The 18,988-nt window shown below is 57.0% G+C and carries 17 protein-coding genes; all 17 read right to left on the reverse strand.

Annotated features, from left to right (window positions below; translation table 11 throughout):
* Positions 1 to 104 precede the first annotated feature (104 nt).
* Positions 105 to 1,238 carry a hypothetical protein gene (locus AK81_RS19520; protein ID WP_043201573.1) on the reverse strand — a complete coding sequence of 378 codons (1,134 nt, stop codon included), beginning with the start codon at positions 1,236 to 1,238 and terminating at the stop codon, positions 105 to 107.
* Complete coding sequence (locus AK81_RS19525; protein ID WP_043201574.1) at positions 1,235 to 1,492, reverse strand: PAAR domain-containing protein; 258 nt, start codon at positions 1,490 to 1,492, stop codon at positions 1,235 to 1,237. Before AK81_RS19525 ends, AK81_RS19520 begins: the two co-directional genes overlap by 4 nt.
* Complete coding sequence (locus tag AK81_RS19530; RefSeq protein ID WP_430298429.1) at positions 1,492 to 1,980, reverse strand: DUF3304 domain-containing protein; 489 nt, start codon at positions 1,978 to 1,980, stop codon at positions 1,492 to 1,494. Before AK81_RS19530 ends, AK81_RS19525 begins: the two co-directional genes overlap by 1 nt.
* 41 nt (positions 1,981 to 2,021) lie before the next feature.
* The gene (locus AK81_RS19535) at positions 2,022 to 2,537 is read right to left on the reverse strand and encodes a DUF3304 domain-containing protein (protein ID WP_081042112.1); all 516 of its coding nucleotides are present in this window, start codon (positions 2,535 to 2,537) and stop codon (positions 2,022 to 2,024) included.
* A complete protein-coding gene (locus AK81_RS19540; protein ID WP_043201576.1) occupies positions 2,525 to 3,040 on the reverse strand; it encodes a DUF3304 domain-containing protein in 516 nt (171 codons plus the stop codon). Before AK81_RS19540 ends, AK81_RS19535 begins: the two co-directional genes overlap by 13 nt.
* Positions 3,028 to 3,495, reverse strand: coding sequence for a DUF3304 domain-containing protein (locus AK81_RS19545; RefSeq protein ID WP_241496103.1), 468 nt, complete (start codon positions 3,493 to 3,495; stop codon positions 3,028 to 3,030). Before AK81_RS19545 ends, AK81_RS19540 begins: the two co-directional genes overlap by 13 nt.
* A gap of 85 nt (positions 3,496 to 3,580) precedes the next feature.
* Complete coding sequence (locus AK81_RS19550; RefSeq protein WP_043201578.1) at positions 3,581 to 5,923, reverse strand: T6SS phospholipase effector Tle1-like catalytic domain-containing protein; 2,343 nt, start codon at positions 5,921 to 5,923, stop codon at positions 3,581 to 3,583.
* Positions 5,911 to 6,735: a DUF4123 domain-containing protein gene (locus tag AK81_RS19555; RefSeq protein WP_069375855.1), complete on the reverse strand. Its 825-nt coding sequence runs from the start codon at positions 6,733 to 6,735 to the stop codon at positions 5,911 to 5,913. The genes AK81_RS19550 and AK81_RS19555 overlap by 13 nt, the downstream gene beginning before the upstream one ends.
* Positions 6,732 to 9,113 carry a type VI secretion system Vgr family protein gene (locus tag AK81_RS19560; protein ID WP_043201580.1) on the reverse strand — a complete coding sequence of 794 codons (2,382 nt, stop codon included), beginning with the start codon at positions 9,111 to 9,113 and terminating at the stop codon, positions 6,732 to 6,734. Before AK81_RS19560 ends, AK81_RS19555 begins: the two co-directional genes overlap by 4 nt.
* Positions 9,114 to 9,115: 2 nt before the next feature.
* Positions 9,116 to 11,770, reverse strand: a complete 2,655-nt coding sequence (gene tssH / locus AK81_RS19565; RefSeq protein WP_043201581.1) for a type VI secretion system ATPase TssH — start codon at positions 11,768 to 11,770, stop codon at positions 9,116 to 9,118.
* Positions 11,771 to 11,922: 152 nt separating this feature from the next.
* Entirely contained in the window at positions 11,923 to 12,414 is a 492-nt protein-coding gene (locus AK81_RS19570; RefSeq protein WP_043201583.1) for an Hcp family type VI secretion system effector, read from the reverse strand.
* A gap of 16 nt (positions 12,415 to 12,430) precedes the next feature.
* Entirely contained in the window at positions 12,431 to 14,170 is a 1,740-nt protein-coding gene (locus tag AK81_RS19575) for an OmpA family protein (RefSeq protein ID WP_050491919.1), read from the reverse strand.
* Positions 14,167 to 14,847, reverse strand: a complete 681-nt coding sequence (gene tssL / locus AK81_RS19580) for a type VI secretion system protein TssL, short form (protein WP_043201588.1) — start codon at positions 14,845 to 14,847, stop codon at positions 14,167 to 14,169. Before tssL ends, AK81_RS19575 begins: the two co-directional genes overlap by 4 nt.
* Complete coding sequence (tssK, locus tag AK81_RS19585) at positions 14,844 to 16,199, reverse strand: type VI secretion system baseplate subunit TssK (RefSeq protein WP_043201590.1); 1,356 nt, start codon at positions 16,197 to 16,199, stop codon at positions 14,844 to 14,846. The genes tssL and tssK overlap by 4 nt, the downstream gene beginning before the upstream one ends.
* A gap of 23 nt (positions 16,200 to 16,222) precedes the next feature.
* Positions 16,223 to 17,761: a type VI secretion system contractile sheath large subunit gene (tssC, locus tag AK81_RS19590; RefSeq protein WP_043201592.1), complete on the reverse strand. Its 1,539-nt coding sequence runs from the start codon at positions 17,759 to 17,761 to the stop codon at positions 16,223 to 16,225.
* Between the two features lie 33 nt (positions 17,762 to 17,794).
* On the reverse strand, positions 17,795 to 18,298 hold the full coding sequence (gene tssB / locus AK81_RS19595) for a type VI secretion system contractile sheath small subunit (protein WP_043201594.1): 504 nt from the start codon (positions 18,296 to 18,298) through the stop codon (positions 17,795 to 17,797).
* 583 nt (positions 18,299 to 18,881) lie between these two features.
* A partial coding sequence (locus AK81_RS30170; protein WP_154100817.1) for an IS3 family transposase occupies positions 18,882 to 18,988 on the reverse strand: 107 nt, incomplete at its 5' end.

The following is an 18,988-nucleotide window of genomic DNA, read 5'->3' on the forward strand; positions in this document are numbered from 1 at the left end:
GATGCCCAGCCCAGAACCACCAGGCCGCCCCGCAGGCGATGACTATTACAGCCATCGTTACAGCGAGTAAAATAACCGTTCGCCAAGCAGATACTTTTTGTGATTCAGCTACCTGATTCATGGGGCCGCACAATTCCAAGGGTCAAGGTGAAATGAGGGTCTGAAGCCAGCCATGCGCAGGGCACGCCTTGCTGCTGGACGTACCAAGCGGCGAGGGTCTGCACGACCATAGCTTCCAGTTGTTCCAACGCGCCAATGTTGGCGTCCTGAACGTTGGTTTTGGCATCCCAGCCGATTGCGGCTAGATCAGGCACATGAGGCTGAGAAAACGCTATACAGATCTGCGCCGGTGCCTCTAGCAGGCTTTGCTCGACAGCCCGCTCGGCAACGGTCGTCAGATCCTCGTCTGCCTGCGAGAACCACTCGCCACGAAAAAAGGCCACGTCTCCTTCAGCGCCAAGTAGCCATAGCACTGCGGCCTCACCTGCCGGCAAAGAACTTGCACGATCAGGTGGGGAACTCTGACAACCGGCACAGAGCACACGCGCATCATCAGGAGCCCCTTGCAACTGATCGATGATCGCGTCAAGGCTAAGAATCCCATCCCATGTCTGAGGATGTTCAGGCAGGTGCACGTCAGGACAGCAGTGCGCCATCTGCTCGACGAATGCACGCCAGGCTGCCTGCGAGCCATGCCAATAACAGCTTGATGGGGTCAAGCTCTGATCGGTGCTACGCTGTGCTCCCCACTTCAGGGCGAGCAGCGTTGCCAGCTCTTGCTCGCGCTGCTTCGCGTCGCGTCCAAATACCTGGAGCAAACGAAGCGCCAAGCCTTCGCCCGTCTCCCGTGCCACGGGTGGCTGTTTCGCACGGTCCAGCAAGCCGTCCAGATCCTCCGGGCTACCGCACGAAGCACTCAGCAGAACCGACTCGACCAGCGCAGCTTTCTGGCGATGCTGTACCCACCATGCCTGCTGCTCCCGCTCCACCGCTTTGCCATAGCACTGGGCGTTGTGGCGGTTGAAGCGGAAATAGAGCACATGAATCAAGAATGCCAGTAACCCGCTGAGCAACATGCCTCCCACCGTAAAGGCGACAAGGTGCGGTGCAACAAGGGAAGGAGGCAGGAAACTTGCAATGCCGAGCAATGCCAACAACCCGACTGCCCCTGCAAACCAGCGCGAATAACGAGGCTCACGCGCCGATGGATAGGGTGCAAAGTCCGGAATCCTCTTCATGAAGCAGCCAAAGTGTCGGGCATAGAACTGACCAGACTACAGCCGCAAGCGCAGCGGTGAGCGTTCAGTGCCACCGGGCAACCATCGATCTCGATGAGGTCGCTGCCTTCGGTAACCACCGTCAGCCCATGCAGGTTGCACCGCACAGCGTCGCCCTTGCAGGCAATCGGCTCGCCATCACACAGATAGTGCCCTTCGAGCACCTCGCCGCCTGCCTCCCGTAAGCTGTCACCCTTTCTAATGAACGCGCGCATTACTGTTGCTCCTGTTGATCAGAGCTTTTGGCAGGACATGACTGCGGCTCCGGCAATTCCAGCGGGATTTTGATCGGGTACTCAGGGCTGCCGTAGGCGTAACAGGAGGTAGTGACCTGAATGTCATCACAGGGCAGGAAATGCACGGTAATGCCGCAAACTTCTTGGTCGGTATAGTCCGGGACAGCAACAACTTTGCTGTGCCTGCGCTTCTGCGCCAGGATTTTTTCTCTCCAAGCCATAACTTTGGTCCAATCTTCTGTCCCGGGAAAATCTATTGCGCTACCGGCACCCGTTTCCCAGTCAACCCGCAACGTCAGCCCCGGATACCAGCGAGCTGGTGCGACGTAACAGCACCCACCACCTCCGCCTTGATATGGACCAATAATGTCAACGGCTGAACGGCTATCGACACTGAATCGGTTGATCGCCCAATGGGTATGGTTGACGCCATAGATCGCGCTGGCATCAACAGGTCGGGCGAGCATGAGCAGAGACAGGCCGGCATAGATGGCAAGGACAATGCGATTCAACGAAGGCATGACTGCGGCTCCGGCAATTCCAGCGGGGTTTTGATCGGGTATTCGGGGGTGCCGTAGCCGTAACAGGAGGTGGTGACCTGAAGCTCATCACAGGGCAGGAAATGCACGGTGATGCCGCAAACTTTTTGGCCGGTGTAGTCCGGGACTGGAACGACTTTCTGGTGCGTGCGCTTTTGTGCCTCGATTTGTTGCAGCCAGGCGTCGTACTTCGCCTCATCGGCAAATCCAGGAAATCCTTTTGTACCTCCTACCCCAGTTTCCCATTCGACTCGCACCGTCAGCCCCGGATACCAGCGTGCTGGTGCCCCGTAGCAACACCCTCCACCACCGCCTTGATACGGACCGATAATGTCGATAGCCGAACGGCCATCGACACTGAACCGGTTGATCGCCCAATGGGTGTGGTTGATGCCATAGATCGTGCCGGCATCAACAGGCCGGGCGAGCAAGAGCAGAGACAGGCTGGCATAGCCGCCCAGGACAACGCGATTCAACGGATGCATGACTGTGGCTCCGGCAATTCCAGCGGAGTTTTGATCGGGTATTCGGGGGTGCCGTAGCCGTAACAGGAGGTGGTGACCTGAAGCTCATCACAGGGCAGGAAATGCACGGTGATGCCGCAGACTTTCTGGTCGGTGTAATCCGGGACGGCCACGACTTTGCTATGGCTCCGCTTTTGCGCCAGGATTTTTTCTCTCCAAACGACATATCTGGGCCAATCTCCGAAGCCAGGAAAATCTCTTGCGCTTCCTGCCCCCGTTTCCCAGTCAACCCGCACAGTCAGCCCCGGATACCAGCGCTCTGGTGCGCCGTAGCAGCACCCTCCACCGCCGCCCTGATATGGACCAATGCTGTCAACGGCTGAGCGGCCATCGACGCTGAACCGGTTGATCGCCCAATGGGTGTGGTTGATGCCATAGATCGTGCTGGCATCAACGGGCCGGGCGAGCAACAGCAGAGACAGGCTGGCATAGGCGGCAAGGACAACGCGATTCAACGGGAGCATGACTGTGGTTCCGGCAATTCCAGCGGAGTTTTGATCGGGTATGCGGGGGTGCCGTAGCCGTAACAAGAGGTGGTGACCTGAAGCTCATCACAGGGCAGGAAATGCACGGTGATGCCGCAGACTTTTTGGCCGGTGTAATCCGGGACAGCGACGACTTTGCTATGGCTGCGCTTTTGCGCCAGGATCTTTTCTCTCCAAGCCAAATATTTGGGCCGATCGCCAAAGCCTGGAAAGTCTCTTGCGCTACCGGCACCTGTTTCCCAGTCAATCCGCACCATCAGGCCCGGATGCCATTGCTCTGGAGCCATGTAGCAACACCCTCCACCACCTCCTTGATAGGGGCCGATGATGTCAACGGCTGAGCGGCCATCGACACTGAACCGGTTGACCGCCCAATGGGTATGGTTGATGCCATAAATGCTGCTCGCACTGGCTACCGGAACGCCCACGAACATTGCCACACTGCCGAGGACGACGCTCAGTACATGGCGCCGTATGAGCGTGCCTGTACGGTTTTCTTTGACCTTCTGCACGTTGCTGTCAGCCCAGCCCATTGTTCACCTCCTTCACCTTCGCGTAATGAGCGTCCCAGACTGCAGTGATACGTTGCTGGAGCTGGGCCCGTTGCTCAGCATCATCCGCTTGAATCGTCCGGGTATGCCCTGAGGTCTCGGCGATGAGGGCTGCAGGCGCCGACTCCACATCCGGCTCGACCCTCAATGCAAGGTCCCTTCGGTCCGCTTCACCGAAAAACACCATGCGTTCGTTGAAGTAACTGCCCCAGGGTTCACGTCCTACCGTCAGACTCATGCCCAGGTAGCGATTGTTGAGCAGGGCATGCAGAAACCAGGCACGCGAGTCATGTACCTGGTCATCGAACAAGGCCCGCAAAAGCCCTTCGGGTTTCTGGCTGTTACGGTGCTCATCGACATTGCCGCGAGCGCCCTCTTCAAGGTGGTTGCGCTCACCTGGCGGAGGTGGGAAGAGCTGGCTGACCTTTGCACGCCCGGCAGCCTTGAGGCGTTCTCGCTCGACCCGGGTTTCGGCACTGTTGTGGTACGTCAGTAGCGCGATGGGGTTCACTTGTTTGGCGATGCGCAAGAACGTCAGGTAAGGGTCGCTATCAAGATTGCGATAGACCTTGCCGAACTCCTCGGCGGCTTCGCGCAATTGCGTCTGAGCCCTGTCCGGATCGAAATCGGGGATGCCAGGTTCCAGAGGCCTGACAGGAGCGCCATTACGCTCGTGGGCTTTTTGCTTCAAGCGACGGGCCTGGACCTGAGCCTGCTGTTGCCCCCGCTCTGCCTCGGCGCGTTTGAGGGCGTCCTCTGTACCGTGCGTATCACTAGCATTACGGTAGAACTGCGTACTCTTAAGGCTGGCGAAGGCGTAGCGATCAATACGCCATGCAGTGATCCAGGCAAGTTGGATGCGTATTGCTTCTTCCAGCGTTACCGGAGCCGGCGAGACCTGGTAGCGTTCGATTTGCTCGGGCGAGAGTGGATGATCATAAGTAGTCAAGTTGAGAGTCACATGACGCCAAGCGTTAAAGCGATTGACTAATGACGGTTCAGCACCGAACAGCATTACGACATCAGGATCCAAAGCCCGCCAAATTTCATTCAGCAGGCCCACTGGCAGCGCGTGCGGTGGAACTTTTAATGGAGCTCCATGAGTAAAAGCGTCAGCATACAAATCGTTTAGCGCGATCTGCGAAAGCAACAGATCATCTTGTAGACTCACTGCCTTCCCCTGATCACCCGGCGGATACCCTCCTCCCTGATCCGAATGCACGCCGGGATAGATCACCTCCACGCTGTTTGCCGGGTAGCTACCATCCTCCCGACGGATCGACTCCAACGGGAAGCTCAACCGCTGTTCGTGGCTCGCAACGATATGCAGGCATCGCTTGAGCAGGTTTCCTCTCGGCAATACCTGGCTGTCATCGCCCCAGCCCATATGCCCGGTCACCCCAGGCGAGATATCGGCAAGCCCCACCGATACCACGGTGTCCAGCAGCCCAAGGTATTCCACACTGATCGGTAGCTTGAGGTCGTACAGCGTGAGTGCCGGCTCGGCCTCGCGACGCGACAGCAGCAGGTTCAGCCAGTTGACAAAGGCCCGTGCCCCCGCTGCTCCCCGAGAGAACCCATAGACATACAGCTTGATCCCCAGCAACTTCGACTGCCCCGGCTGAGGTTGGCCCAAGGCAATACGCAAAGGTTGCTCAATGGCCTTGAGTTGCCGACGAAACTCTCGGGCCCGGTTGGCGGGCCCCATCATCCCCCCCGTTCCAATCCAGGTACCCATGGCCTCCACCGATTTTTGCAAGGCGGCGTTATCCAGCCGTGGTAACGCCAAGGTAAGCCGAAGGGCATCAATCAGCATCAGTAGGCCCCAATTGATACGCTCTTCACCTCGGCGCGCAAAAGCGAGGCCGTCACTGCTGTAATCCAGGTCATTCACTTCCGGAAACGGTGTGCCCACACCCGGCATGTAGTACTTGAAATACTGACCGTTGCCGGTACCCTCAGCATCAGTCAAACCCTGCGCACGGCCGTGATGGCTGGTACCGCCCGCGTGACCGGCGCCGATGCTTGCGCGAAACAGCCGTGCGATATTGGTGGGGTGAGGGACCTTGGACTCGTATACGTCGTTATTGAGGTTGTTGCCCGTACCGTCGAAAAACAGGCTGATGTGTAGAGTCTTGCAGCAGGGAGGCGACTGACGGAAACCGGAAGCCAGGCACAGGACGTCATGATAGCCACGCTCCTGCTCACACTGGCGCAGGATGTTCGCCTGCACCTGCTCCATACGCTGAGGCAGCCGCCCCTGAAGTGGGAACTGCGGCGGATAGCTGACGGGCTGCTTTATCTGGGACATGAATGTGCCTCCTGGCCATGCAATGGGGCCCTGATAGAAGGTGCGGAATCGGCCATCTGGCGCAGGTGTTCGAGGGTATAAGCCTCACGCTGAGCATGTGCCAGCAGGCCGGCCGTGCTGGCGGCCAACATCCCCCTGTAGCAAGCGCGAAAACGCTGTTCCGCTCCCCACTCACGGGGGAACTCGGCAGCAAGACTTGCCATTGCTGCGGTGGCGTCACTGGCGCAGCAAAGGACATCGACCTGGCTGTCACTGAGTTCAAGTGGAATGAACGGGTCTTCGATCACTGGACCTTGGGCTGCACCCAGCAAATGCTGTGGTAAGCCATCGCGGTCAAGCCAGCTCCAGAACAAAGCGGGCTGTAACCATGACTGCTGCTGCTCTGGCGTCAGTACGTGACTGAACAGCAAGGGAAACAGCCGCGGATCGTAATAGCGCAACAAGCCCAGGCAACCGCCGTTGAGTGCTTCAATGCAGCGGCCAAGGTGCTCTGCGAGTACCGAAAAGGGCCAAGTAGACGCCAGGGTCAAAACTACTGGCAGGCCATTGGTTGCATTCAGCAAACCCAGAAGCCATTGCCGCTGCAGCGGCTGCGTCAGGTCAACCCGCACCAACAGGGGGGCCAGGTCTTCGGCACCTTCCTCAGGCAGCCCGGTGAACAGGGAGTAACAATCCAGCGGTGGGTCGACGCTAAGTACACTGGGGCGTATTGCCTGCTCGCAACCGGCTTGGTCGATGATCACGTGCAGATGGCTGGTCTGTGCCTGCTCGCACGCGCGCAGCAGAAGATTGAGCCACGATTGCGTGCTCATGCCTGTGCCTCTCTGAGTACGAAGCCCTGAGCAGCGGCTTGCGCTTTCTTCAAGCATTCGACGCACACTGTTCCCGGCAACTCGGGCAGTTCGAAGGTTTCACCCGCTGGGGGGTTAAATCTGTGTTTGCCTTTGAGACTGAGCAACCCCGGGCTATGAATCTGAATTTCGCCTTGATCTGTAATACGGATGTAACCACCACCACAGCCGAGCGTAATGCCTTTCTTGGCCGTCAATTGCATATGGCCTTCCACAGACTGGACGGTGATGTCTTGCTGAGCGATCAGATTGAGCAAGTCACCATGCGACTCGATTTCCAAGGGACCCTTGCCGGAGACCAGGCGCATGCCTTGCTGCTGAGCTAATAACGAGATGCCTTGGCCGGCGTGGGCAAATAGCCGGCTGCCTGCCGCCAAGTTGAGTTCATCATCAGTTTGAACATAGAGGGCTTCACCACTTTTCAGGAGCAGGCTTGCCGGCGTCACTGCGCCAACACCATCAGGTGCGCTAAGCAGGATTGCGGAACCTTTGAGGTTTTTTGCCTGAGCCTCGAACCGGCTCAACCCCTCAACATCAGGCTGGCGGCTGCGATGGGTCTGCGCAATCTGGTGCCACTGGGCCAATTGTCGCTTCGCGCTCTCTAACTGTGCGCTGGCGGGGTTCATGGTGAGCGCTTCACCACCAGCATTGGCTTGCACATCAGCACTGATGAACACTCCCTTGCCACCACGAATAGCACCCCAACCATCGGTGCGCAGCTCAAAGCCTTCGCCACGCTTTTGATTGTCGGCATCCACCAAATGCCCCAGGTTGAGCTGGCTCTTGCCACTGTGCTCGGTACTGAGCTTGATATGCTCCTGCCCACGCGTATCGTCCATGCGCAACTTGTTGTTGGCCGGCGTGCGCAACACGTTGCGTTTGTAGTTGCGCAGCGTCACGTGGTCGGGATGTTCACTGTCGTGGAGGGCATGGGCGATGTAGGGGCGGTCCGGGTCGCCCTGCTCGAAAGCCACGGCCACTTCAGTACCGCAGATCAGCGGCAGATGCAGGCCATGGGTGTCACCTGCATAGGGGCGTGCCAGTCGTAGCCAGACGCTTTCCTCGCCCGCTCGCCAGTTGTCCCGGTCGAACAGGAAGTTGACGCGGTAGCGTCCCTCTATGTCGATATGGCCGTAAGGGTCATTCTGCTGAGTACTCGTCACCCGCGCCGGCACCGTGCCGGCGATCTGCGGCTTGTCCAACAAGGCCGGTCGAAAGCATATCGACTCCGAGTAAGGCATCGCGTCGAACGCGACTTCCAAACTACGGTCGCGTGCCGCCTCGACGGTCAGCTGCGTGATGACGACTCCAGGCTCGAAGACTTGAGGCGCCCCATCGGAGACCGTCAACACCTGGCCTGGAGCAAGCGTCACGCTGCTGCTGATGCCGTTGCAACGTGTCTGATCATTGAGGAAGCGCTCATGGTTCAGGCGCGCATAGAAGTAGCCGCTTTCGCTGAGCAGGTCTTCGTCCTGGTCAATTGCGTCACCCAGCGCGGTATAGGGTTCGGCGTAGTGATAGCCTTCGCCGTAAGTGGTGGTGCCCCCCCGGCTGTGATCAACCTCGCCATCCAGAAAGGCGGCTGCATCCCGGTGGTGATAGGCACGCACGTTGATGCGTTGTTCCACCACCTGGTGCTGAACCTGCAGCGCCCATACGCCGTCCTGCCCGTTGCTGGTCAAACCCGACAGGGGGCGATGCGGCAGCTTGATTCCGAACTGGTAGTGGCGTTGATGGTCATGGAACTCGACCACATCGATCGATAGGCGATCGTCATGGGTGAAGCGATACCAGATGCCGACCTCCGCCAGCAGACGGCTGATGAAGGTCAGATCGCTCTCACCGTACTGCATGACCTGTTCGCGTTTGGGGTAGTCACGTACCAGGTCAAACAAGAAGTGCTGCCCTTCGAACAGGTGGCGACTGCGCAGAATGCCTTCGACGATTTCCGGCACCGACTGATGCTGGTAGATCCGGTACTGCTTGCCACGCCCGAGCAATGCCAGCCGCGCCTCAAGCGTTACCTCGTAGCGGGCTTCATCCCGGGAGCTTGACACGCGGTTGAATCCCGTAATTACGCCATGCACTGTGCGTGCCCCCCCGTTCGGGGTCGGAAGCTGCGCAGTCAGCCATGAAGAACCCAGATGGAAGCTGGCATCCTTCCCTAGGACCTGTACAGCGTCGATATCTTGCTCCGGGGAGGTGAACGCAACGGTGTACTTGAACGGCTTGCTCAGCCACTCCTCGCCTTTGAACGAAAGCACATCGAGCTCAACGGCCAGCCCGTCGACTTCAAGCTGGTAGTGATTATGGCTGGGGCTAACTATCGGAGTTGCCATGATCAGGCCCTCTCGACAGCCAGCAACGCTGGATCGTGTTCATCCGAAAAGCTCAAGCTGATCCCAGCGTCTTCGCAATACCCCAGCGTCACGGCTTGGGTCTGCTTGCCGAGGGCCTGACGCTGCAGCAACTGCTGGCTGAGCACCGGGAGGATCTGCTGGTTCAACAAACTATCGATGTTACGGGCGCCGGTGTCAGGCAGAAGGCAGGCGGTGACCAGCGCTCCGTAAAGCGAGTCGTCGATCTCACATTGCAGGCCATAATGACGTGACAAGCGTCTGGCGACTTGATCGAGCTTGATCGCAACAATGCGCTTGAGCGCATCGGCCCCCAGTGGCCGGAAGATCAATGTCTGGAAACGCGCCAACAGCGCAGGTTGGAAGTGCGCGCGTAACACCGGGCGCAGTAGTTCATGCAATGCCGCTTCTTCAGTGTCTGGCTGCTGCTCGATACAGCCTTGCAGCAGGTCACTGCCCAGGTTGGAAGTCATCAAAATGACGGTGTTGCGAAAATCGATTTCTCTGCCTTCTCCATCACGCATGAAGCCGCGGTCGAACACCTGATAGAACAGGTTGAGCACATCACGGTGGGCCTTCTCGACTTCATCCAGCAACACGACGCTATAGGGCCGCTGGCGCACGGCTTCAGTGAGTACACCACCCTGGCCGTAACCTACATAGCCAGGGGGCGAGCCTTTGAGCTGGCTGACAGTGTGCGCCTCCTGGTACTCCGACATGTTGAGCGTGATCAGAGACTTCTCACCACCAAACAGACTGTGGGCCAGGGCGTGCGCGGTCTCCGTCTTTCCAATGCCACTGGTTCCTACCAGCAGAAAAACGCCCATCGGTGCATTGTCGTCAGTGAGGCCCGTTCGGGCGGCGCGCAACCGTTGGGCAAGTGCAAGCAGCACGGGGTCTTGACCAACCACACGCTCGGCCAACTGATCTTCCAGATTCAACAAGCTGGCGTGTTCGTCCTTCAGCAGGCTGCCGAGAGGCACGCCCGTCCAGTCTGCGATCACTTCAGCCACACTGCGTGCGCACACATCGAGTGACAGGAGCGGCCGACTCCCCTGCACGTAGCTGAGGTGTTCCTGAAGCTGAGCGCAGACAGCTGCATCAACCTGCTCGGCCTGGCGAGCATTGAGCAGCTGTTGGGTGAGATCGAGCTCTTGCCGGTATTGCAACTCCAATGCGCCTTGCTGACTGTCAAGTTGGGCCAGTTGTGCATTGATCTTCGCCAGGCGCGGCTCAGCCACACTCCCGGTTAGCTGCGCATCCTCTTGCAGCGCCATTCGCTCTGCCGTGAAGGCAGCTTTCTGCGACTTCAGGTGGACTAACGCTTGGGGCTCGCAGTCCAAACTCATGCGAACACGCGCACAGGCGGTATCAATCAGATCCACAGCTTTATCCGGTAAGCGGCGCCCCGTCAAAAAGCGGCGAGACAAGCTGACGGCCGCTTGCACTGCGGCGTCTTGAACATGCACGCCGTGGTAGCTGGCATAACGCGCTTTGAGCCCCCGTAGCATCACACACGCATTGGCTTCATCCGGTTCATCGACCTTGATCATCTGGAAGCGACGTTCCAGCGCTGCATCTCGCTCGAAGTACTGCTTGTACTCGCTCCAGGTGGTAGCAGCGATGGTGCGAAGCTCCCCACGGGCCAAGGCAGGCTTCAACAGATTCGCAGCATCAGCGCCCCCTGCCTGGTTGCCAGCCCCTATCAACGTGTGGGCTTCATCGATGAACAGCAGCACCGGCGTCTCTGACCGCTGGACGGCGTCGATCACGTTCTTCAGCCGTCGCTCGAACTCGCCTTTCACCCCTGCGCCCGCTTGGAGCAGGCCCAGATCCAGCGTACGGATAGTCACGGGTTTCAAACTATCAGGGACATCCCCGCTGGCTATGCGTAATGCAAGCCCCTCGACCAATGCGGTCTTTCCGACACCTGGATCGCCCACCAGAATGGGGTTGTTCTTGCGCCGGCGGCTCAGTACATCGATCACCTGACGGATTTCATCGTCGCGGCCGAATACCGGGTCAATCTGCCCCGCTGCTGCCTTGGCAGTAACGTCGTGGCTAAACTGGTCCAGGACAGCGACTAATGCTTCGTCACCCTTCAAGGCGACTGCGGCCTTAGCCTCTTCTGGCACTTCCGGCTTGAACAGTGACGCCTGCTCCGGTTGACGTTCTTCCGAATCGAACTCAAGCAGCGCTTCCATTTGCTTTAATTGCGTTGGACCGATGCTCGATAGAGGCCAAGCGGCTGAACACTTGAGCACGTTTGGCGCTTCAAATAACGCCCTTAGCAAGTGAACGGATCGCAATTGCTCACAGTCACGATCCATCGACGCTAGCAACCAGGCATTGGTGATCATCTGCTGCACCTCAACGCTTAACTGAGGTTTGCTGAGAACGCTGCGCGGCAACGTATCGAAGTGTTCAAGAAAACCTTGCCAGATGGCATCCATATCCCACCCGTATCGGCGAGCGATGACCACAAGATCGCCCTCGCCTTGCTCGAACAACTTCAACAGCCAATGCTCAATCGTGATATGACTGTGCCCACGTGCTTGGCAAAGAGATGCCGCCGCGGTAAGGGCCTGAGTGCAATATAAGTTGAGGCGGCGGAGCAAGCGGGTAGGATCGTGTGCCATACAGGGCATCCTTGTTGTCAAAGATCAACATGTCGCTACGAGTGCGAGCGCGTTTGAAAATCAGAAGTGTATTTGGCTGAACGCCCGCGCACGGACGTTCAACCCAATACACTGGAAACCGTCAACCCTTGCTGGCTGCCGGCCAAGCAACACTAGGCACTAGCGCGTTCATTCCAAGCATCTGAATGAATGATGTTTCCATCCTTATATGTCCAGATGATCTTTTCGTAGCGGAGCTCGACCAATTCCAGATGGTTATGCTTTTCTTTCGCAGGGTCCTTGATATCGTGCATCTTGGGTGCAACTTTTACGACCTTGACGTTCTCCAGCTTGGTATTGAAATATTCAACTTCCTGGCCGGCATCATTGATCTTGTACCATTTGAATTCGGCCTCTTTAAGCGTCTGCCCAGTCGTTACTGCCTTGTAGAGGTAAGGGGAGGATGCATCGATCTCCTTGGTGAAAACAAAGGGCGTATGGATACGTGTACCGGTTAACTTGCCAGTGTTGTTATCAGTGGGGATATACAGATCATGATCTTGACCGACCACTTCAATACTGCCCTCGCGGTCCTTCACATCCACCGAACCTTTGATATCGGCGCCGCCATCGTCTTTCAGCCACAGATAAACAGGAATAGCCATTTAGAAACTCCTCATTTCAGGCGTTGGGAGTCGCAGAGTGCGACTGGGGTTGCAGTCCTGATGCCGTAGTCGAGGGCTGACAAGCCCCCGCCTCCGGTACCAGGCGAATTTCAACTCGGCGATTAGCCGACCGTCCTTGTTCCGTGTCATTGCTTGCAACGGGCTCACTCGCACCCAAGCCTTGCACTGCGAAGCAGCTGCTGGGTATATCGCCCATGTGTTGAATCCAGTCGTGAACCGCAGCGGCACGTGCTCGCGACAAGCGCAGGTTTTGTTCGTCGCTACCTGTCGCGTCCGTGTGGCCCGTGATCACGATCAACCAGCCTGGCTGGGCATTGATGCCCGCAAACGCGTTCACCAAGAACTTGGTCGACTCTGGCTTCAACAGCGCGCTACCACTGTTGAAGAGCGACAGGCTGTCCAGGCGAACCGTGCGAGGGCTGTCGGGCATACCCTGGGGCGTCGTTGGGATGCTGTGGCCATTGATCGCAGCCAACAGTGGCAGCCGTAGTCTTTCGCCCTGATACAACCCGATACCCAGGGACCACGGTTCCCCTTGGCGATAGTAGTGGTCCAGGCGCTGCGCATCCTGGCGAAGCACAACCAGTGCCTCCTCGCGCTGCAATATTTTGTCCGTCTCGGTACTCAACGAGGCAGCGCTGTAGCGTCGCAAGTCATCAGTGACCTGACGTATAAGCAGTGTGTTCTGCCTGGCCGAGCTGATCAGGGCAATGGAGGCCGTCATCGCAAACAACCAGACCCCAATCAGCACTGCTCTGCTTCGCCGACTGTTCAGAGCCCTACCGGGCAGCAAATGGAGCAACGGGTCCGGAAACGGTAACGACCCGTTTGCACGATCAGCCCCACTACAAATGAAGGAGAGCCCGGTACGCTCCTGCAGCCAACGGCGCCACAGGTTGCCTTCTTGAGATCGCCCTGATTCGGCTATGAGCGCAACCGCAACGGCGACAGCCGTTACCCTCCTCTGCCGGTGAAAGCGTCCGCTCATCTCCGGCAAGCACACTTCATTCAGCCAACCCACAGCAGCATTCAACTGCACCGTCGCTCGCAACCGCGCAGCCTCGTTATCCCGATCGGTGTTCCTTCGCTGCCATTCGGACAGATGCAGGCACTCCCCCGCGTCCCGCACTTGCACACCCAACTCATCAGGCTCCCAGCTGAACCAGGGCGAAGCTCTGGTTGCGCTCTGGAAATAGCCCACGATCAGCAGCGACAGCGGTGTGCCTCGCTTTCTCAACATCGCAATCTGGTTGCATACGCTGTGTAGCTGGTTCGCAAGCACTGCGTCATCAGTCTGGGCACTCGGGTTCACAACCCACATCACACTGAGCTGCCCCTCCCATTCCGGTCGCTCCAGCAAGAGGTCAGCTACCATTGCGGGCAACTTCAAAACGTCCTGCACCGGCACATAGCACCCCTGCGCTGTCACCCGTAGCACCAACGTCTCAGTAGCCGAGGCATCAAACAGTTCGGCCAGACAATCGCCGACCACCAGCACAACGGGATGGCGATAGGACGCGTCAGGGAGGCTGACACGACTACCCCACTGCATCTCTGTACCTTGTTCGCCAGCACGCTGACTCCGGCGCCAACGCATCACCATCACGGCACTAACCACCAGAACAGCCATTGCCTGCCCCTCGATAGCGAGCGGCAACGTGGCGATCAACAGCAAGGACAACGCACCCGCCCATAGCCAAAGCCCTTGCTTCTGTATCTGCGGCATTACGCTCATTCCGACACCGGCAAGAGTGAGGCCACTGCCTCACCTAACGCGTTATCCAGCCACCACCAGGCACCTATCAACAGCACCGCCGCCATCACGATGTGAAGCAGAGGAGACTGCAACCAACCCCACATCGGTATCCGTGTACCAGTGCCTACCTGGATGACCAGCGACTGACTTGTATCGAGAGGCGCCACCTGTGCGGAGATTGCAGTCAACAACTGCTGCCGCTCCGGGTGATTGACCTCCCGGTAACGCCCCAGGAAGCCAAGCATCAGCACCCGCTGGAAGACAGTGAGTACGTACGGGTGCACAGAAGCTTCACGCAGCACAGTGCGCATATCTTCGTAGAGCGACTCGCCTGCTTGATGGCTGCTGAAGAACTTTGCCTGCAGCGTTTCCATCGCCCAGTCCTCATGGGCCCTACCTTCGGCGCAAGCGAGAACCGTTTCATCCAGCAACGCGCATTGCGCATGACTGATCAGGTCGATGCTAAGGCGATCAAGGCCATCTTGCTGAAGCGTGGCTCGCACATGCTCGACATCAGCAACGCAGCGCGACCAAAGTTCCGGACTACTTTGCGCCTCGGTACCGTGTCGCAGCTCGACGACTAGCAGATAGGTGTCCTGCATCAACGCATCGATATCCACCTTTGCTGGGGTGGCTTTCTGTGCCGCACGATTCATGAGCGAAGCACCGCAAACAGTTCGAGCCTGACGTCCTGGAACACGCTCGGGACATAGAGCGCACAGACACCGTCAGCCAACATGGCACGGCCCTTCTCATGATTGAGGTCGAGGGCAAAGTATTGGTTCTCCAGGCGCAGCGGTATCGCTGCTGGAACGTGACTCAAAGGCTTCAGAGGAACGCCATCGAGTGCCGCATTGACAAGATGGTCCACATCATCGGGCGAGCCAATCTTGCACAAACGTGGGAACTGGCTCTGGATTTGGATAGCGGAAAGCCGGCAGCGGACCGAAAGGTAGAAATCAGCCCCTTCAGGTTCGAGCAAACGTGGATCACTGAGGGAAACCTGCCAACGGTTGGCGCTGCGCGCCTCCAGAGTCAACGCCAGCACACGGGACGGCAGACTCGCCTCCAGCAATGTAGAAAGGGTGCGCATCAACGGCGGGAAGACGGCCTCAAGGTCTTCATGCTGGTAGGCAGGGATATCCTCGATGCCCTGGTCCAGCGAGAAGGTGAGTAGACCACCTGCGAGCTTCACCAACTGCTGATACACCTGCTCCGGGTGCCGCGCAGGATGGGTTTTAAGGTCAGCCAACACCGGCTGATAGGTATTCAACGCATGGAGCAACCAGAACAGCGTGACATCAGCTACAGCAAAATCCGCCATGCGCTGGTTGCTCTCCCGGCGCATGCCCATCAATCGCTCACGCTTCGCCGACAGCTGGGTCAGCAGGTTGTCGAGCTGAAGCAACAACCCAGCATGAGCATTAAACCTCAGCAGGGGAGGAATGTAGCTTTCATCAACCCCCCACCCATCTCCGCTGGCGCGCACCAAGCGAGCCACCGGGCACGTGAGGTAGTCTGAATTATCGTCATCATCCAGACGCAGGCTCAACGCATGTTCAAGTACGCTGATGGACTGCATTTCGTCTGAATAGAGATCTTGGGTATTCCGCCATACTTGGTAGTACCTGACGGGGCGCTCAGCTCTGCCGCCTTCAAACAGGCAGTTGTTACCATTGGCCTGCTCCAGCGGCAAAGCGAGCACTACCGTGGCGGTCTGAACATCACCGGGCAATATTCGAGAGAGCTCAAGAGCACCAGGAAGTCGATCCAACCGATCGGTGTCAATCAAAGTACCGTCTGGCAGGCACAATTGAAGCCGCGTGGCCATGAGTTTTCCCAACTGCAGTGCATCCGAATCAAATGTGACATTCTGAATGCCCCAGGGATGGACCAAGGCCAATGAGGCGATACTATGATTACTCCACGACTCGAAGCGGGCCTGCTGCTGAAACTGCTGCGCAGACAACACCACTCCCGACGCCCATAAAGGCCGATCAATTCTCACGCTGTGAACTCCTACGACCGCACTTAAGATTTTGCTTTTGGCATCTGCGAAACCAATGACAAGTTGATGTCCATACCTTCAACTTGGAAATGCGGCACAGCAAACAACTTGACTCTGAAGAAGCCCGGATTGTCATCAATATCCTCGACAACCACTTTTGCCTCTCTCAGCGGGTGAGAAGCCTGTAAGTCATCGCCTGGATCGGTCATCTCGGTGACCAAGCCGCTTATCCACCTATTGAGTTCCAGCTCCAACAAGCGACGGTCTTTGGTTGTACCAATATTTTCCCGCTGGATCAGCTTCAAATAGTGCGCGATGCGGGAAAGCAGGAACACGTAGGGCAACCGCGAATTGATACGACTATTCGCGGTGGCCTCCGGCGTGTCGTAGATAGCCGGCTTATGCGCTGAGTTGGCCGAAAAGAAACACGCATAGTCACGATTTTTGTAGTAGGAGAGCGGAATCAAACCTAAATTGGCAAATTCAAACTCTCGGGTCTCCGGAATCATTACTTCCGATGGGATCTTGACTTGGCTACCTGTTCCCATGTCATACAAATGAATCGGCAGGTCGGCAACCGCCCCACCCGACTGCGGCCCTCGAATCTGCACGCACCAGCCGTTGGCAATAAAACTCCTGACCATGTTGGCCGCGAACGCAAAAGTCGAACTTACCCACAGATACTTGCTGTGGTCCGGCCCCTTGACCCGTTCCACATAGTTAAAGAGTCGTACCGGATTGGTGTCAGGCCCGTAAGGCAGGCGACCCAATGTACGGGGTGTGGTCCCGCCCATATAGCGGGCATCATCACTTTGCCGAAATGCGTGCCACTTAATATACTCGGCACGATCCATGTAATTGCCGACATCCTTGATCGCAGCAACCTCTTCCATGGTGCGCTTCCCGAAGAACGCCGGCCCAACCGAGTACAAAAACGGCATATGGGCTGCGGCTGCCACCTTCGAAATATTCCGCAACAGCGCGATGTCTTGTGCCCCTCGACCAAACTCGTAATTCGAAACAGCTGCCGCGATGGGCTCACCGCCAGGCGTGTCATACTCTTGGGTATACGTATGCAGGTACATGCCGCTTTGTGAGATCTCCGGTGCATCTTCAAAGTCCTGCGCCAGATGCTCCTGACTGATATCAAGCAGCTCGATTCGGACGTTTTGACGGAAATCCGTTTGGTCAATCAACGACTTCGCACCGCGCCAGATTGATTCGACCCGCTGAAAATCCGGGTGATGCATAACCGCGTCCAGCTGGCTGCTGATCTGGGCATCAATCGAGGCAATGTGTTCATCCAGCAACGCCCTGTCCAGACGCTCCACCTTCGGAGAGACTTGCTTGAGCCGGTCCAGGAAAACACTTACCGATGCAGTAACGCGCTCATTAGCCGTCGCCTCCGATAGCGCCTCCACACTTTGGAATGCTTCAATGCCTCCCATTTGATCAAGTGGCTCAAGGTTTATTCTTTCGAATAACGCGTGATAGACGCTTTGACTTTCTTCCACCTGCACAGTGGCGCCACGCGTTTGCGCAGAAGATTGCTCTTCGGACATTATTAGTTTCCCGTCAATCGAGATGATGGTTTTCTAGCGCTCGTCTTGAGGTGCGAGGGCCGCCAGTTCCTTACGCAGGTCATCACTCAGAGCTTCATCTTTAAGTATCCGCTCCAATTCGGTACGGAACGTTGCGTTGTCCAATAGATTGGCCTTCAATTCACGCAGTAAATTTCGCATCGCCAGCAATGCACGCAGTTGCGGTATCTGCCGCGCAACCTGCTCTGGTTCGAAATCCGTCATGCGCTGAAAATTCAGCTCGACAGGCGCCTCCCCGCCCTCGCCCGACAGCGTATCTTCAACAATAAGCTTGAGACACGGAGAGAGATCAGCCAACACACTATCAAAATTATTCTTGTTGATATTTACCTTAGGCCGTTCTGACAGCGGACGCTGTTCCTTCCCGTTGCTGTAGTCCCCCATCAACATGAGTTTTAGCGGAAGCTCCACCTTGCGCTGAGCACCGCCTGTATGCAGGTCAAGCTTAATATTGACCCTTGCCTTAGGCACCTCATTCTGAAAACTGTTTGAAGCCATAACCCCTCCTGAAACAAGAGTGCCGAGCAGAACTCGCCCCCGTAACGTAAACCCACATTGCCGTAGGTTGGAACTGGCTGCACACCTGCATTCAGCTGAGAGCCCTTCCCCGTGCGTGTTCATCAACGATGGCGCACATCGCTATCTTTCGCAACCCCTGATCGAGAACTAGGAAAAGCCCTACATACTCTTTCAAATCAAGGTGCACTCCCGCCCATCACAACACCGATCAAGCCGATAAAAAATGCACGAACACACTCGGCGTTTAATTCAATACAGCTTTCGCGTAGGACATGACTTACAAAAATCAATGAAAGCCAAACAAACTCTCCGACGACAAAACGATCACTGCAAAGCAGAAAATTTTGATTAAATTATTTCACCGCTTTCACTAACACCTCGCACCCTCCAAGACTAGTCTAATCAACCCATACCGACGGAGAAAGTGAATGTCCCGCCTCGCCGAATTCCGCGCATTCGAGCGACTACTCGAGACAAAAAAGCCCGAACTCTCATTCATAAAAATCGACCCGCGCCTCATCCGCGAATTCGAATTCGAAAGCAATGAATCGCCCCTGGTTTGCTAGACACTCTCCAAGCTCAGAAAATAGCGTTTCTCATACTCTACTGGCGACAGCTGCATAGCACTGCTGTGTCGGCGTTTAGGGTTATAGAACATCTCAATGTAAT

Origin of the sequence: Pseudomonas putida W15Oct28 (genome assembly GCF_000708715.2) — a bacterium.
Taxonomy (GTDB): Bacteria; Pseudomonadota; Gammaproteobacteria; order Pseudomonadales; family Pseudomonadaceae; genus Aquipseudomonas; species Aquipseudomonas putida_R.